The sequence below is a fragment of the Sphingobium sp. Z007 genome (genome assembly GCF_900013425.1).
In the GTDB taxonomy this organism is placed as follows: Bacteria; Pseudomonadota; Alphaproteobacteria; order Sphingomonadales; family Sphingomonadaceae; genus Sphingobium.
Genome location: NZ_FBXK01000005.1, coordinates 3,119,225 through 3,135,655 on the forward strand (window position 1 = coordinate 3,119,225; position 16,431 = coordinate 3,135,655).

A 16,431-nucleotide genomic window follows, 5' to 3' on the forward strand; every position below is an offset into this window, starting at 1 on the left:
ACAAGGAGCCGTCACCCCCCGATATTTTTCGATTTTATGGGAACAATCCCGGCGGAATGTGCCCGCCACAAAAAAGGGCCGGTCATCGACCGGCCCTTCTTATCGGATGTTATCCTGTTACTGCGGCGGCTGGCTCGGCTGCGCCGGTGCGGCCGGTGTCGAAGGGGCGGCTGGCGCAGCCGGGGCTGCGGGCGCTGGCGGTGCAGCGGCCTGAATTCGCTGTTGGAGCGCAGGATCGGCGGCCGCAGCCTGGCCGATCTGATTGAACTTTTCGGGCGGGAGGCCAGACGCCTGTACTACCGCCAACATCTTTGGCTGCTTGTCGGCGTCGGAAATGGAGGTGTCCGACTGAATTTTGGTCACTTCGACCGCAGCGGCGGCGAACTGCTTGATGTCGCTGTCGCTAAAATTGCTGGCGCCTGCTGCGGGCGCGGCCGACGTCGCGGGCGCCGCCGGGGCGGCTGCATCCTGCGCCAGTGCGGGGTAGGCGGCGAACAAAGCGATTGAGGCGATGCCCGCTTTCAGAAATTTCGTGGTGTTGAGACCCGTCAACTTTCTTCTCCTCTTAATCGAAATAGTGATGAACAGACGATCAAGCTGATCAAAGCGTTCCGGGCGCAACCGAGATGGAACGGCGAATCGTGCGATTCAAAAGATAACGGGACTCCCGCAAACGGCTTATCGCGCAGGCGGCTCGACTGGTCGCGCCTTGTTTTAATCTCCGAAGGAAGGACTGGCCCGCACCGCTAGAGCAGCCGGGCCAGTTATTTTAGATCACCAGATTTTGACGCGATCCTTGGGTGCCAGATAGATTTTGCCGCCCGGCGCGGGCTTGAACGCATCATACCAAGCGTCGAAATTGCGCACGATGTCGGTGCGATATTGCGACGGCGCGTGCGGATCGGTCACCAGCCGCTGGCGCAGATTGGCCTCGCGATAATTGCGCCGCCACACCTGCGCCCAGCCCAGGAAGAAGCGCTGGTCGCCAGTCATGCCGTCGATCACCGGCGCGGGCTTGCCGCCCAGCGAGGCGTGATAGGCGTCGAGCGCGACCGCCAGGCCGCCCAGGTCGCCAATATTCTCGCCCATGGTGAAGGCGCCCTTCACATGCGCGCCGGGGAAGGGTTCATAGGCGTCATATTGCGTGCCGAGCTTCGTCGTCAGCGCCTTGAAATTGGCGACGTCCCGATCGGTCCACCACTGGTTGAGCTTGCCTGTCTCGTCATATTTCGCGCCCTGATCGTCGAAATGATGGCTCAGCTCATGGCCGATCACCGCGCCGATGCCGCCATAATTGACCGCCGGATCGGCGTGCGGATCGAAGAAGGGCGGCTGCAGGATCGCGGCGGGGAAGACGATTTCGACCATGCCGAAATTGGCATAGGCGTTGATTTCCATAGGGGTCATGCCCCATTCCCAGCGATAGATGGGCTTGCCGAGCTTACCGATATTATAGTCGAACGCGAACTGGTTCGACCGCTGCGCATTGCCCAGCAAGTCGTCGCGCCTGATTTCCAGCCCGTCATAATCGCGCCACTTGTCGGGATAGCCGATCTTGGGCGTGAAGGCGGCCAGCTTTTTGTGCGCGCGCGCCTTGGCCGTGTCGCTCATCCAAGGCAGGCCGTCGATGCGGCGGCCCATGGCGGACAGGACATTCTTGACCAGCACATCCATCGCCGCCTTGGTTTCGGGCGGGAAATATTTCGCGACATAGACTTTGCCGACTTCCTCGCCGAGCGATTCCTTGAGGAAGGTGACGCCGCGCTTCCACCGTTCCTCGCGCTCCGGCGTACCCGACAGGGTGGTGCCGTAAAAGGCGAAGTCGGCATTGGCGACGCTGTCGGGCAGATAGTCGGCATAGGCGTGCAGGCTGGCGAGCAGCAGCGCGTCCTTGAGCACGCCGACCGGCGTTTTCGCGATCAGCGCGGCTTCACCGGTCACGGCGCTGGGCTGGGCGACCAGCAGGGTGGCGGGAGTCAGTCCGTTCGCCTTGTAATAAGCGGCGAAGTCGAAACCGGGCGCGGCCTTCTGCAAGTCGGCAAGCGTCATCTTATTATAAGTCTTGTCGGCGTCGCGGCTTTCCACCTGACTCCAATGGACCTTGGCGATGGCCGTTTCGAACGCCATCAGAGCGGCGGCGCGCGCCTTGGCGTCGCTTTCGCCGGCCAGCGTCAGCATCTTTTCCAGATGCGCGACATAGGCGGTGCGGATCGCCGCCATCTTCTCGCCCTGATCCAGATAATAGTCGCGGTCCGGCAGGCCGAGGCCGCCTTGGCTCATGGCCAGGATATAGGTTTCCGGCTCCTTGTCGTCCTGCCCCACATAAAAGCGGAACGGGCCGGGCACGCCGGCGCGCGCGCCCTTGGCCGCGACCTTGGCATAGCTGCTCAGGTCGGTGACACCCTTGATCTCGTCCAGCCAAGGCTTGATCGGGGCCAGCCCCTTCGCTTCGACCGTCGAGCCGTCCATATAGGCGGCATAGGCGTTGCCGATCTTACTGCCGCTATCCTTCTGCGCGTTTTCCAAAATCGCTCTGGTCCGCGTGCGTGACAGGTCGTCGAGCGTGTTGAACGCGCCATAGTTGGACTTGTCGGCGGGGATCGGCGTGTTCTTCGCCCATGTGCCATTAGCATAGTCGTAGAAATCGTCGCCCGGCTTGACCGACGGGTCCATGCCTGCGGCGTCGAAGCCGTAGCTGCCATAGGTCGGCTTGGCGGCGGTGGCCGGAGCGGTGGCCGGGGCTGCTGACGGCGTCATCGGCTGGTCGGCCTGCGCCATGGTGGCGGCGAGCGCCAGCGCCGTGGCTGCCGCGCCGAGGAGGAGGGTTTTCATGGGCTACATCCCTTGCATCATATAGGGCGAACGACCTTGGGCCGTTCCTTCTGATGCGGACTTGAACGCCCGTCCAACAACGAAGTCCATGTCGTTGGTCGAAAATTATCGACCGTTGAAATATTCGGGAAGTCGGATGTGCGCGGCGAAGGCGGTCGCCAGCGCGGCGGGATCGAGCCGATCCAGATGCGGCAATCGGCCGATCGACGGCACGCCTGCCAGTTCCGGGATGATCCGCTCATTCTCCTCATGCGGCTCGCCGACGAACGCGATGCCCGCCACAGCCACGCCGCGAGACCGCAGCGCCTCGATGCTGAGCAGGCTATGGTTGATCGTACCAAGTGCGGTGCGGGCGCACAGGATCACCGGCTGACCCCAATGCGCGAACAGGTCTGCCATCAGCAGCGTTTCCGAAATCGGCACCAGCACGCCGCCCGCGCCCTCGACCACCAACGGCCCGCCCACCTGCGGCAGCGCCAGTTGATCCAGCCCGATCGTCACGCCATCAATCCGTGCGGCGAGATGGGGGGAGGCGGGGGTGGTCAGGCGAAAGGCCTCGGGCAGGATATGCGCCGCGGGCAGGCCGGACAGGGCGGCGACGGTTTCCTTGTCGCCTTCGGGATCGACCCCGGCCTGGATCGGCTTCCAATAATAGGCGCCCAATGCCCCGGCGAGGCCCGCGGCGAACACGGTCTTGCCGATGCCGGTGTCGGTCCCGGTGACGACCAGCACGCTCATTGCATCGCCCGCAGCAATTCCCGTCCCAATGCGGCGACATCCGCGCGGCCGACGTTCAGCGTCAGCGATATGCGCAGGCGACTGGTCCCCGGCGGCACCGTTGGCGGGCGGATGCCGCGCACGTCGAAGCCCGCCTGCTGCAAGGCCGCCGCCACCGCCATGGTGCGCATGTCGTCGCCCAGGATGACCGGCACGATCTGGCTGCGCGGCGATGGCAGGCCCAGGGGCGCGCAGATCGCTTCAGCCGCATCCTGCCGCAACGTCTTCAGCCGGTCGCGCAGGTCGCTCGCCTGTTCGATCCGGTCGAGCGCCGCCGACGCCGCCACCGCCATCAGCGGGGATGGCGCGGTCGAAAAAATGAAGGCGCGGGCGCGGTTGATGAGATAGTCGATATGGATGCGCGGGCCGCAAATCAGCGCGCCCTCCGTCCCCATCGCCTTGCCGCAGGTGTGCAGCGTGATGACATTGTGCAAGCCGTCCAATCCGGCAGAAAGCCCGCGCCCGCCCGGCCCGAAGACGCCGGTGCCATGCGCCTCGTCCAGCAGCAGCATCGCGCCATGGGTCGCGGCCAGCTTGGCGAGGTCGGCGAGCGGGGCGACATCGCCATCCATCGAATAGAGCGTCTCGACCGCGATCCAGATGCGGCCAGTGCCGCCCTCCTTGCGCCACGCCGCGATCAGGTCGGCGAAGCTCTGCACCTCATTATGCCGCGCAAACACCGCCGCCGCCTTGCTCATGCGGATGCCGTCATGAGCGCTGGCATGGATCAGTTCGTCCGCGACGATCAGGTCGCCGCGCTGGGGCAGGGTCGAAAACAGCGCCAGATTGCCGATATAGCCATTGGCAACGAACAAGGCGGATTGGGTACGGAAGAAATCGGCCGCCTTCGCCTCCAACCCTTCATGTTCCGGCGCATTGCCGCGCAGCAACCGCGACCCGCCAGAGCCGACCGGCACGCCCCGGCCGATCGCATCGACCACCGCCTGCGCGATGATCGGATCGCCGGCGAGGCCGAGATAGTCGTTGGAGGCGAAATCGCGGCCGGAACGGGGGATGAGGCGGCGCAACCGTCCGCGCGACTCCAGCGCGGCGAGTTGCTTGGCGAAGGGTTCGGCGATCATGGCGCGCCTATAGGCCCGGCCGGGGGAGGCGGCAAGCGTGCGCCGTCTTCGTAACCCAGGCGCTCAGGCGATCAGCGCGAAAGCGGTCACATGCCATTTGGATAGCCAATCTCGTTCCTTCGCTGTGTCGCCCAAGATCACGCGGGATTATGCGCTTTCAGGAAGGCGTCGAGCTGCTCCAGAAATTCTACCCTGTCGGCTTCGCGCGAAAAGAAATGGTCGGCCAAAGGCTGTTCGACGTAGATATAGTCGCGCCCCGCCACCTTGCCGGCAGCCTTGAGTTTTTCGGCCATTTCACGGGACTGATTGACCTGGACCCGGCGGTCCTTCTTGCCATGCATCAGCAGGATGGGCGTTGAAAATTGCGCGGCGAAATTCACCGGGGAAACGGCGACGAAATCGGGCGCCTGCTCCTTCATCCAGTCCTTGCGCGTGCCGTGGTAGAGAAATCGGCTGTCATAGCGCATCATCGCCGCCAGATCCGACACGCCGGCATAGGACACCGCGCAACGATAGCGCGCGCCGTCGCGATGGGCAGCGCGCATGGCCGCATAGCCGCCATAGGATGCGCCCACCATGCAGACACGCTTGGCGTCGGCGATTCCCTGTTTAACGGCCCAATCGACCGCGTCGTTGAGGTCGTCCTGCATGGCCAGGCCCCATTGCCCCTCGCCCTTTTCCGCAAAGGCGGTGCCATAGCCTGCCGATCCGCGATAATTGGGTTGCAACACGGCGTAGCCACGCCAGGCCAGAAACTGCACCCACCAGTCCCATTCCTCGCTGTCGCGGGCGAAGGGGCCGCCATGGGGCATCAGGATCAGGGGCAAATCCTTGGCCTCTCGCCCCGCCGGTAGGGTCAATACCGCTGCGATCTCCAGTCCGTCGCGCGCCTTGTAACGGATCGTCTTGACCGGGGAGAGGCGGGTTTTGCCGGGGAACTGATCGCTGACGCGCGACAGCACGCTCATCGCACCAGCGGCCGTGTCATAATAATAATAGGCGCCCGGCTGATCGGGGGTGCCGACATGCACGATCATCTTCTGGTTGTCGCGGCTGGTGGAAATGATGCGCGCCCGTCGTTCTCCCACCGCCTTATCGATATCGGCCTGGATCTTTGCCAGACTGGGGTCGAACCAGTGCACCGCCGGCGCATCGGCGATGTAGCGGACCCCGGCCAGCCCGGTTCCGGCCGCATCCTCCTCGATCCCGCCCAGATCGAAACCGGGCGCGGCAAATATCTTGCGGCCCAGTTCCAGCTTGCCGAGGTCATATTCGTACAGCGCGTCCACGCCTTCATTATCGTCGCTGGCGATCGCCTTGCCCGGATCGGCGGTGAAGAGCAGCGGCACCACCAGCGACTCGTCGCGGCGCCGGTTGGCGCGATCGACGACGCGAAAGTTGGATTTCGCGTCCGCGCGATAGAGCAGCGTCGATGTGCGGCTGGCGTCATTATAGCCCACGCCCATCCGCACCGTACCGCCCGCATCGGCATACCAGCCGCGCACGTGCGGCCGGGGCGAGACGATGGTGCGCATCCGTCCGGTGCTGATGTCGATTTCGTCTACCTTGGGCCAGAAGCCAAGCTCTGAATAAAAGATGGAGGTCTGATAGGACAGCAGGATGCGCGGGCTGCCGTCGCGTGCGATCCAGATGACGTCATCGGCGCTTTGCGCGGCGGCATTCTTGGCGAGCAGCGTCATCTTGCTGCCGTCCCGCTTTATGCTGACGACGCGGCTTAGATACCAAGGCATGCCCTGGACGTTCGCTTCATTGCCGACCCCGGCGATCAGCCAGTCGTCATTAACCCATTTCCACCAGTTGAGGTCATTTTCGCCCAGCCCCAGCGATCGAATGCGATTGGGGCCTTCATAGACGTCGGCGATCACCAGTCGCAATTCGCCATTGACTGCGACGCGGCTGGCAACGTGCAGGCCGTCGGGCGAAAGGCTCGGCCGATCCATCAGCGGCAACTCGGCGAAATCCCGCACCGTCCATTGCTGCGCCGGGGCGGGCACCGGAGGCTGAGGGGCGGGCGGCGGCGTTTGTGCCAGCGCGCTCCCCCACATGGTTGCACCGGCCAACAGCATGATTTTGCGCGACATCTATCCCCCGACACATGATCGACCCTAGGGGCGATATACGGTCGGAGAGAAGGGGCGTCACCTGAAATTCGCTGTTAATCGTCCATGGCGGGAGAGGCGCAGGCTGAGATCGTCAGGCTGCGCACACCGCCTCCATCGGCGCCAGCACCGCCCGGTTGCGACCGCTGCGCTTGGCGGCGTAGAGCGCGGCGTCGGCGGCGGTAAGCCAGTCCTGGCTGGTCATGCGGCCAGGGCCGATCGCAGCGACGCCAAAGCTGGCGGTGACGCGCAGAGGCGGATCATGCGGGATATCCAGCGCCTCGATCGCCGCGCAGAAACGGCGCGTTGCAGCCAGCGCTTCCGTCTCGCTGGTTTCGGGCAGCAGTAGTCCGAACTCCTCGCCGCCGATCCGGCCGATCGAATCGCTGGGGCGCGACAGGTCGGCACAACATCGCGCCACCGCCTCGATCACCCGGTCGCCGACGGGGTGGCCATGGCTGTCGTTGATCCGCTTGAAATGGTCGATGTCGAGCAGGACCAGCGCGGCGGGCCGCTGATGCCGGACGAACAAAGCGATCCGCTTGTCGATCTCGGCGACGAAGGCGCGGCGGGTCATCGCGCCGCTCAGATGATCGCGCTCCGCCAGCATCCGCAATTCCATCTGTTCGACGACGATGGCGGCCAGCCCCTTCATGATTTCCATCTGTTCGGGCGGGAAATCCCTGGCGCGGGTGTCGATGGCGCAGAGCGATCCGATATTATAGCCGTCGGGCGTGCGCAGCGGCACCCCGGCATAGCTGCGGATGCCCGGATCGCCGGTCACCAGCGGATTGTCGCGGAAACGGGGATCGTCCTGGGCATCGGGAATGATGAGCGGATCATCCTGGCGGATCGCATGATCGCAAAAGGCCAGGTCGCGCGGCGTTTCGGACACGTCCAGACCGGGGTGGGACTTGAGCCATTGCCGGTTCGTGTCGATCAGCGACACGGCAGATATCGGCACGCCGAACAGCGTCCGCACCAGATTGGTGACCTTGTCGAACGCGCCTTCGGTCGGCGTATCGAGTATCTCGTAACGCTGCAGCGCCGCGATGCGGCCTGGCTCATCGTTGGTAATGGCGTACAGCATCATCATGGCATCCGGTGGCTGGCTGGGGTCATGCGCGTCAGCCATGACAGAAAATCCGGTGCGGCATGGCCCGCCCCCGTCAGGCCGACCACGTCATCAGATTGCGCGTCTGCCCTGAACAAAGGGTTAAAAAACGGATTGGCAACAGTGCTGCGCGACCAGCCGGGGCGCAGGCAAGGGGAGGAGAGGCGTACGGCCTCTCCTCCCCTGTCAGGATCGATCCGGGCTTGTCAGGCCCCATGCGCCAGCGCCGCCAGCAGCAGCAGCGCGACGATGTTGGTGATCTTGATCATTGGATTGACGGCCGGGCCGGCCGTGTCCTTATACGGATCGCCCACCGTATCACCCGTCACCGCGGCCTTATGGGCTTCGCTGCCCTTGCCGCCATGATGGCCATCCTCGATATATTTCTTGGCATTGTCCCACGCGCCGCCCCCTGACGTCATCGACAGGGCGACGAACAGGCCCGATACGATGACGCCCAGCAGCAAGGCGCCCAGCGCAGCAAAGCCATTGTCGCTGCCCGCCACCGCCGCGATCGCGAAATAGACGATGATGGGCGCCAGCACCGGAAGCAGCGACGGCACGATCATTTCCTTGATCGCCGCCTTGGTCACCAGATCGACCGTGCGCGCATAGTCGGGCTTGCTGGTGCCGTCCATAATGCCCTTATTTTCCGCAAATTGCGCGCGCACGTCCTTCACCACGTCGCCCGCCGCGCGGCCCACGGCTGTCATGCCCATCGCGCCGAACAGATAGGGCAGCAGGGCGCCGAGCAGCAGGCCGACGATGACATAGGGGTTCTTCAGGCTGAAATCGACCGGCTCGGTCAGCCCCAGCGCCGCGCCATAATAATCGAGATCCTGGGTGAAGGTGCCGAACAGCACCAGCGCCGCCAGGCCCGCGCTGCCGATGGCATAGCCCTTCGTCACCGCCTTGGTCGTGTTGCCCACGGCGTCGAGCGCGTCGGTCTTCACCCGCACGCTATCGTCCAGATGCGCCATTTCCGCGATCCCGCCCGCATTGTCGGTGACAGGGCCGTAGGCGTCCAGCGCCACCACCATCCCGGCCAGCGCCAGCATCGCGGTCGCGGCGAAGGCGATGCCCATCAGGCCCGCCTGCTGGTATGCGACGATGATGCCGACGACGATGACCAGCGTCGGCAAAGCGGTGGATTCCAGGCTGATCGCCAGACCTTGGATGACATTGGTGCCATGGCCGGTTTCGGATGCCTTGGCGATCGACCGCACCGGGCGGTAGTTGGTGCTGGTATAATATTCGGTGATGACCACCAGCAGGCCGGTTACGGCCAGGCCCACCAGCATCGACCAGAACAGCGCCATGCCGGTGTAGCCGCCCACGCCGTCCAGATCCGCGCCGAAAACGGTGTTAAGATCGCCCAGCGTATATTGGGTGGCGAAGTAGATGGCCGGGATCGACAGGATCGCCGTCGTCCAGAACCCCTTGTAGAGCGCGCCCATGATCGACTGGCTGCTGCCCAGACGGACGAAATAGGTGCCGATGATCGACGTCACGATGCACACGCCGCCGACGATCAGCGGCAGCGCCATCAGCTGCATCAGAAACGCGTTATCGACCCCGGTGACCAGCAAAGCGGTGAGCACCATGGTTGCGCCGACGGTGACGACATAGGTTTCGAACAGATCGGCCGCCATGCCCGCGCAGTCGCCGACATTGTCGCCGACATTGTCCGCGATGACGGCAGGGTTGCGGGGGTCATCCTCCGGGATGCCGGCTTCAACCTTGCCGACGAGGTCCGCGCCGACATCGGCCGCCTTGGTGAAGATGCCGCCGCCCAGCCGCGCAAAGATGGAGATGAGCGACGCTCCGAAGGCGAGCGCGACGAGGCTGTCGATGACCAGCCGGTCGTCTGGGGCATGGCCGGCCGGGCCGGTCAGATACCAGAAGAAGACGCTGATCGCGAGCAGGGCCAGGCCAGCCACCAACATGCCGGTGATCGCGCCAGCCCTGAAGGCGACGGTAAGGCCGCTTTGCAGCGTGCCCCGGCAGGCTTCGGCGGTGCGGACATTGGCGCGCACGGATATGTTCATGCCGATGAACCCTGCCGCCCCCGACAGGATCGCGCCGATCAAAAATCCGACCGCGGACGTGACGCCCAGAAAATAAAGAACCAGCACGGCCACGACCGCGCCAACGATGGCGATCGTCGTATATTGGCGGCCGAGATAGGCTTTCGCTCCCTCCTGGATCGCGCCGGCGATCGCTTGCATGGCGTCATTGCCGGGTGACTGGCTCAACACCTGTCGACTGGTGATCAGGCCATAGATGATGGCCAGCAGGCCACACCCTATGGCGATATAGACAATCTGCATGGACGTTCCTCTCCCCCTGTTATGACTATCATCGGCCGCTCCGCAGGGAATGACGGGCGGACGAAGAGCATGACAGCGGGCGGCCGGACGGGGAGTGTCCGGCGTCAGGCGCCGCGTCAATCAGCAACATGGTAGCGCGCATAAGCGGTCCAACCGGGCTGAGAATAGGGTGAAAAGAAGCTACAGCCCCGGCGGCCCGCGTCAAGATAGGTTGAGGATGAAGCGTGCGGGAAGAGCCCGCCATCCGCTCGCCGCGGCGCCGGCTTTTGCCGGGGCGTGCAGGTCGACCGGCAGGGCGTTGTGGACCGGTCGCATTTGTCCTAGTCTGCGCCGCATGGACGACCAGCACACCGGCCAGCTTAAGAGCATCGCCGATCTGGCGCGTCTGGCCGGCGTGTCGATATCCACCGTTTCGCGGGCGCTGACGGGCAAGGGCGCGCTCAGCAAGCGCACGCGCGATCATATTCAGGCGCTGGCCGACCGGCATGGCTTCAGGCTCAATGTCGCCGCGCAGAATCTGCGCCTTGGCCGCACCGGGGCGATCGCGGTGCTGATGCCGCTGGGCCATGCGCGCGGCCAGCAATTGTCCGATCCTTTTTTCATGGCGATGCTGGGATTCCTGGCCGATGCGCTGACGGCGCGCGGCTATGACCTGCTGCTCTCGCGTGTGCTGCCGGACCGGGACGATTGGCTGGACGCCTTCATCCGGGCCGGGCGCGCCGATGGGATCATCATCATCGGCCAGTCGGACCAGAGCGTCGTGCTGGACAGGACGGCCGCCCATTACCGGCCGCTGGTTGTGTGGGGCGAACGGGCGCCGGGCAATGTCCATATCACGGTCGGCGCCGACAATGAAGCCGGCGGGCGGTTGGCGGCGCAGCATCTGGTCGATCGCGGCCGACATCGACTGGCCTTTTTCGGCGATGTCGGAGTGCCCGAATTTGCAGCGCGTCATGCCGGTTTCATGGCGGCCTTGCCCGATGGGCTGCGCCGCGACGTGGAACTGGTGCGTATCCCGGTCACCTCGGACGACAGCTATGCCATGGCAGCTGCCTGGTTCGCCGCCGGCAACCGGCCCGACGGCATTTTCACAGCGTCCGACGTGGCGGCCATGAGCCTGATGGCGGCCGCGGCCGAACATGGCCTGCGCATCCCCCACGACCTGTCGATCGTGGGTTTCGACGATATTCCGCTCGCCCGCCTGGCCAACCCGCCGATGACCACCATCCGGCAGGATATAGAGGCGGGCGCGCACCATCTGGTCGACCTGCTGTTTCGGCGCATCGGCGGGGAAGAGGCCGGATCGGTCCAGATCGCCCCCGAACTGGTCGTCCGCCAGACCAGTTAGAGCCGGGCGATGATCGCCCTGGCCGCGCGGGTCACATCGTCCCAGGTCAGGTCGAACCCGGCATCGTCGCCATAATAGGGATCGACCACGCCCGTCCCCTCGCGCCCCGGCACCAGATCCATCAGCAGGCGCAGGTCCGCGCCGCCGTCCGACGGGCGGATGCGGCGCAGATTTTTGAGATTGTCGGCGTCGAGCGCGAAGATGTGGGTGAAGCGGCGGAAGTCCGCCGCACTGACCTGACGGCCCACATAGCCGCTGATGTCGATGCCATGGCGCAGCGCCACCGCCTGCGCCCGCCTGTCGGGCGGGTGGCCGACATGCCAGTCGCCCGTTCCGGCCGAATCGACGGTCATGTCGATCCCGGCTTCTTGCGCCTCTGCCCGCAGCGCGGCTTCGGCCAGCGGCGAGCGGCAGATATTGCCCAGGCAGACGAAGAGGACCGACGGTGCCGTCATCCGTCCGCCGCCGTGGAGAGGCCCAAGCCCGGCACGCCGATCGAGCGCTTGCCGGAAAAATCGGTGCGGGCGACGATGACGCCCAGTTTTTCCATATAGTCGATCAGCCGCCGCACACGCCCCGGCGAACTGGTGCCATAGGCGCGCGCCAGATGCGCGTCGTCCGGGCAGGGCAGGCCCGCCATCGCGGCACGGGCGATCAGCAGGAAGGGGGCGAGCATATCTTCGGGCAGAGGCTCCGCCGCCTTCATCGCGGCAGCCCAGCGCGGATCATGCGCATCGGCCATCCCAGCCTGCGCCATGGCGAAGCGCTTGCGGAAGGCGGGCAGGTCCAACGGCGGGGTGCGCAGCCCCTTCATCCTGCAGCGAACGCCAAAATCCTGATAGAGGGTCGACACGCTGAGGGCGGCATCGCCCAGATCGGCGACGATTTCCTCCAGCACGGCGACGACCACCGGCTCATTCTGGCCGAAATCCAGTTCCGGCGCGGCGGGCCGGGCCGACGGCGTATCGGCGAGCGCGCGGATGATCTCCTCGGCCGGGCGGGGCGGGGGATCGGCGCGGGGGGCGGGGGTGGGCAACGTGTCGTCCGCGTGGTTGGCGAACAATAATTCCTGCAAATCCTCGCCACTGGTGGTGGGCGGGGCGATCAGCTTGTGCGCGCCGCCGCGCGTGCCAGTCTTGACCGCGCCGATCTTCACATTGACCGGCCGCCGCGCGATCGCCGGGCCAAGGCCCAGAAAGCGCCCACGCTCCAGGTCGCGAATCTGCTCCGCCTGCCGCCGCTCCATGCCCAGAAGATCGGCGGCGCGGGCCATGTCGATGTCCAGGAAGGTGCGGCCCATCAGGAAATTGGACGCTTCGGCCGCGACATTCTTGGCCAGTTTCGCCAGCCGCTGGGTCGCGATCACGCCGGCAAGGCCCCGCTTGCGCCCCCGGCACATCAGGTTGGTCATGGCGGCCAGCGACAGGCGGCGCGCCTCGTCCGACACGTCGCCGGCCGAAACGGGGGCGAACATCTGCGCTTCGTCCACCACCACCAGTGCGGGATACCAATGGTCGCGCGGCGCATCGAACAGGGTGGACAGGAAGGTCGCGGCGCATTTCATCTGCGCCTCCAGCTCCAGCGATTCCAGGCTGAGCACCACCGACGCGCGATGTTCGCGGATGCGCATCGCCATCTTGACAATCTCGCGCTCATTATAGTCGCCCGCGTCGATCACGATATGGCCATAGGCGTCGGCCAAGGTGACGAAATCCCCCTCCGGGTCGATCACCACCTGCTGCACCATCGGCGCGGATTCTTCGAGCAGACGGCGCAGCAGATGCGACTTGCCCGACCCCGAATTGCCCTGAACGAGCAGCCGGGTGGCGAGCAATTCCTCGACATCGACCAGCACGTCCTTGCCGTGGCTGTCGGTCCCTATGCTGATGCTGGCGGTCACGATCGCGTCTTTGGCGCAGGGGGTAGGGGAGCGCAAGGGGGACGGCGATGATGCCAGCTATGGCGTACCTTGTCCCCCATCCGCAACCACCGCTTGACCATCGCCATGCCGCAATGCAGCATCGCTGCCATGGCGACTCTATCCTCCGCAGATGCACCTGCGATCACGCAAAATCCCGACATCCGCTATTTGGGGCGGCTGCTGGGGGATGTCATTCGCGCCTATGGCGGGGACAAGCTCTACAAGCAGACCGAATATATCCGCTCCGCTTCGGTCGATCGGGCGCGGGGGTTGCAGGGGGCGGACCTGACGGACACCGGGCTGGACGCGCTCGATCTGGACGACACGCTCAATTTCACCCGTGGCTTCATGCTGTTTTCGATGCTCGCCAACTTGGCGGAGGATCGGCAGGGGGTGGCGGCCGAGCCTGGGGCCGATGTCGCGTCGGCCGTCGCGCGGCTGGACTCGCATGGCATCGGCAAAGACGCGGTGCTGGGCCTGCTGGCGCACAGCCTGATGGTCCCGGTCCTGACCGCCCACCCGACCGAGGTGCGGCGCAAGAGCATGATCGACCATAAAAACCGCATCGCCGACCTGATGCTGCTGAAGGATGCGGGCCGCGAAGAGACGGCCGAGGGTGAAAATCTGGACGAGGCGATATTCCGCCAGATCGCTTTGCTGTGGCAGACGCGCCCCCTGCGGCGCGAGAAATTGTTCGTCGCCGATGAGATCGACAATGTGCTGGCCTATTTCCGCGACACTTTCCTGCCGGTCCTGCCTGCGCTCTATGCGCGGTGGGAGCGGGTGCTGGGCGCGCGGCCGCCAAGCTTCCTGCGGGTCGGGTCGTGGATCGGCGGCGATCGCGACGGCAATCCCTTCGTCCAGGCGCCGCAGCTCGAATTCGCGCTGAAACGTGGATGTCAGGCGGCGATCGCTTATTATCTCGACGCGCTGCATGCGCTGGGGGCGGAACTGTCGCTCTCGACCGAGCTTGCCCATGTGCCCCAGGCGGTGCTGGACTTGGCGGAGGCGAGCGGCGACGCATCGCCCAGCCGCAAGGACGAGCCCTATCGCCGCGCGCTGTCCGGCATTTATGCGCGGCTGGCGGCGACCTGCACCACGCTGACCGGCGGACAGCCGGCGCGGCCGTCGAGCCTGAAGGGCGAGGCCTATGCGACGCCGCAGGATTTCCGCCGCGACTTGGTGACGGTAGCGCAGGGGTTGGCGAGCGAAGGCGACGGGGCGCTGTCGACCGGCGGGGCGCTGGGGCGGCTGATCCGCGCAGTGGAGACGTTCGGCTTCCACCTCGCCACGCTCGACATGCGGCAGAATAGCGCCGTGCATGAGCGGGTAGTGGCGGAACTGCTCAAGGCTGCGGGGGTCGAGGCGGACTATCTGGCGCTCGACGAATATGCGCGGATCGCGCTGCTGCGCCGGGAACTGGCCAGCAATCGCCCGCTGGGATCGCGCTTTTCGGCCTATGGCGAGGAGACGACGTCGGAACTGGCGATCGTCCATGCCGCCGCGACCGCGCACCAGCTCTATGGGCCGGCCTGCATCACCCATTATATCATTTCCAAGGCCGAAAGCGTGTCGGACCTGCTGGAGGTCAATATCCTGCTGAAGGAAGCCGGGCTGTGGCAGGCGGGCGTTGACGGCGCGCCGCCGCAGACTGCGATCATGGCGATCCCGCTGTTCGAGACGATCGCCGATCTGGAGGCCGCGCCTGCCATCATGACCGCCTATTTCGGCCTGCCCGAAATCGCCGGCGTGGTGAAGGCGCGGGGTCATCAGGAAGTGATGATCGGCTATTCCGACAGCAACAAGGATGGCGGCTACATCACATCGACCTGGAGCCTGTACAAGGCGAGCCAGGCGCTGGAGCCGGTGTTCGCCGATGCCGGCGCGGCGATGCAGCTGTTCCACGGCCGCGGCGGCGCGGTGGGGCGCGGGGGCGGATCGGCCTTTGCGGCGATTCAGGCGCAACCAAGGGGGAGCGTGCAGGGGCGCATCCGCATCACCGAACAGGGGGAGATGATCGCCGCCAAATTCGGGTCGCGCGACGTCGCCATGACCAATTTGGAGGCGATGACCAGCGCCACCCTGCTCGCCAGCCTGGAACCGGAGGGAATATCGGATCGCGACGCGGCGCGTTTTTCCGCAGCGATGGACGAGCTATCGAAAAACGCCTTCGCCGCCTATCGCGACCTGGTTTACGGCACGGAGGGGTTCAAGGAATTTTTCCGCCAGTTGACCCCGATCCAGGAGATTTCGGGCCTCAAGATCGGGTCGCGCCCGGCCAGCCGGACCAAGAGCAACGCGATCGAGGATCTGCGCGCCATCCCCTGGGTGTTCAGCTGGGCGCAGGCGCGGGTGATGCTGCCGGGCTGGTATGGCGTAGGGCAAGCGCTGGAGCAGTTTGAAGACAAGGCGTTGCTGGCCGACATGGGGCAGCATTGGTCGTTCCTCAAATCCGCGCTCGCCAATTTAGAGATGGTGCTGGCCAAGTCCGACCTGGGCATCGCCGCGCGCTACCTGCCGCTGGTGGAGGATCAGGCCGCGGGCGCGGCGATGTTCGGGCGCATCCGCGAGGGGTGGCAACAGGCGCATGACGGGCTGCTCGCGGCCACCGGCCAGTCGCGGCTGCTGGAAAAGAATCCGGCGCTGGACGCCTCCATCCGGCTGCGCCTGCCCTATATCGAGCCGCTGAACCTGCTTCAGGTCGAATTGCTCAAGCGCCACCGCGCGGGCGAGGATGATCCGCGGATCAAGGAAGGGATCGAACTGTCGATCAATGCGATCGCGACCGCGCTCAGGAATAGCGGGTAGGGTCAAGCCGGGCGAACAACCTCCGTTCGTTTCGAGCGAAGTCGAGAAACGAGGCAGAGCCGAGGTCTGCGAAGCTAAACGCTGGCGTGGCTCTATCCG

General features: G+C 65.3%; 11 protein-coding genes. 2 read left to right on the top strand and 9 right to left on the bottom strand.

All coding sequences use genetic code 11. The annotated features are described in order from the left end of the window. Window positions 1-117 precede the first annotated feature (117 nt). The 7 genes from CEQ44_RS23100 to CEQ44_RS23130 form a co-directional block, all read right to left on the bottom strand. Window positions 118-552, bottom strand: coding sequence for a DUF4168 domain-containing protein (locus tag CEQ44_RS23100; protein ID WP_088183024.1), 435 nt, complete (start codon window positions 550-552; stop codon window positions 118-120). 222 nt (window positions 553-774) lie between these two features. Continuing rightward, on the bottom strand, window positions 775-2,832 hold the full coding sequence (locus CEQ44_RS23105) for a M13 family metallopeptidase (protein WP_088183025.1): 2,058 nt from the start codon (window positions 2,830-2,832) through the stop codon (window positions 775-777). 105 nt (window positions 2,833-2,937) lie between these two features. After that, window positions 2,938-3,570, bottom strand: a complete 633-nt coding sequence (gene bioD / locus CEQ44_RS23110; protein WP_088183026.1) for a dethiobiotin synthase — start codon at window positions 3,568-3,570, stop codon at window positions 2,938-2,940. Next, entirely contained in the window at window positions 3,567-4,691 is a 1,125-nt protein-coding gene (locus CEQ44_RS23115) for an 8-amino-7-oxononanoate synthase (RefSeq protein ID WP_088183027.1), read from the bottom strand. The genes bioD and CEQ44_RS23115 overlap by 4 nt, the downstream gene beginning before the upstream one ends. Window positions 4,692-4,828: 137 nt before the next feature. Further along, window positions 4,829-6,793, bottom strand: coding sequence for a S9 family peptidase (locus tag CEQ44_RS23120; RefSeq protein WP_088183028.1), 1,965 nt, complete (start codon window positions 6,791-6,793; stop codon window positions 4,829-4,831). A 112-nt stretch (window positions 6,794-6,905) separates the two neighbouring features. Beyond that, window positions 6,906-7,901 (bottom strand): sensor domain-containing diguanylate cyclase, encoded by a 996-nt coding sequence (locus CEQ44_RS23125; RefSeq protein ID WP_088183081.1) that lies wholly within the window; start codon window positions 7,899-7,901, stop codon window positions 6,906-6,908. 230 nt (window positions 7,902-8,131) lie between these two features. Beyond that, window positions 8,132-10,255 carry a sodium-translocating pyrophosphatase gene (locus CEQ44_RS23130; protein ID WP_088183029.1) on the bottom strand — a complete coding sequence of 708 codons (2,124 nt, stop codon included), beginning with the start codon at window positions 10,253-10,255 and terminating at the stop codon, window positions 8,132-8,134. Window positions 10,256-10,589: 334 nt separating this feature from the next. Here CEQ44_RS23130 and CEQ44_RS23135 point away from each other — a divergent pair, with 334 nt between their 5' ends. Beyond that, the gene (locus tag CEQ44_RS23135) at window positions 10,590-11,603 is read left to right on the top strand and encodes a LacI family DNA-binding transcriptional regulator (protein WP_088183030.1); all 1,014 of its coding nucleotides are present in this window, start codon (window positions 10,590-10,592) and stop codon (window positions 11,601-11,603) included. Here CEQ44_RS23135 and CEQ44_RS23140 read toward each other — a convergent pair. Further along, window positions 11,600-12,058, bottom strand: a complete 459-nt coding sequence (locus tag CEQ44_RS23140; protein WP_088183031.1) for a low molecular weight protein-tyrosine-phosphatase — start codon at window positions 12,056-12,058, stop codon at window positions 11,600-11,602. The two genes, CEQ44_RS23135 and CEQ44_RS23140, sit on opposite strands and share 4 nt — an antisense overlap. Then, entirely contained in the window at window positions 12,055-13,503 is a 1,449-nt protein-coding gene (locus CEQ44_RS23145) for a helicase HerA domain-containing protein (protein WP_088183032.1), read from the bottom strand. Before CEQ44_RS23145 ends, CEQ44_RS23140 begins: the two co-directional genes overlap by 4 nt. 129 nt (window positions 13,504-13,632) lie before the next feature. Here CEQ44_RS23145 and ppc point away from each other — a divergent pair, with 129 nt between their 5' ends. After that, on the top strand, window positions 13,633-16,332 hold the full coding sequence (ppc, locus tag CEQ44_RS23150; RefSeq protein ID WP_088183082.1) for a phosphoenolpyruvate carboxylase: 2,700 nt from the start codon (window positions 13,633-13,635) through the stop codon (window positions 16,330-16,332). The last annotated feature ends 99 nt before the right edge of the window (window positions 16,333-16,431 follow it).

Coding starts and splice junctions, on each gene's coding strand:
- CEQ44_RS23135 (WP_088183030.1), top strand. CDS start 10,590: ATGGACGACCAGCACACCGGCCAGCTTAAGAGCATCGCCGATCTGGCG.
- CEQ44_RS23115 (WP_088183027.1), bottom strand. CDS start 4,691: ATGATCGCCGAACCCTTCGCCAAGCAACTCGCCGCGCTGGAGTCGCGC.
- CEQ44_RS23125 (WP_088183081.1), bottom strand. CDS start 7,901: ATGCTGTACGCCATTACCAACGATGAGCCAGGCCGCATCGCGGCGCTG.
- bioD (WP_088183026.1), bottom strand. CDS start 3,570: ATGAGCGTGCTGGTCGTCACCGGGACCGACACCGGCATCGGCAAGACC.
- CEQ44_RS23105 (WP_088183025.1), bottom strand. CDS start 2,832: ATGAAAACCCTCCTCCTCGGCGCGGCAGCCACGGCGCTGGCGCTCGCC.
- ppc (WP_088183082.1), top strand. CDS start 13,633: ATGGCGACTCTATCCTCCGCAGATGCACCTGCGATCACGCAAAATCCC.
- CEQ44_RS23140 (WP_088183031.1), bottom strand. CDS start 12,058: ATGACGGCACCGTCGGTCCTCTTCGTCTGCCTGGGCAATATCTGCCGC.
- CEQ44_RS23130 (WP_088183029.1), bottom strand. CDS start 10,255: ATGCAGATTGTCTATATCGCCATAGGGTGTGGCCTGCTGGCCATCATC.
- CEQ44_RS23120 (WP_088183028.1), bottom strand. CDS start 6,793: ATGTCGCGCAAAATCATGCTGTTGGCCGGTGCAACCATGTGGGGGAGC.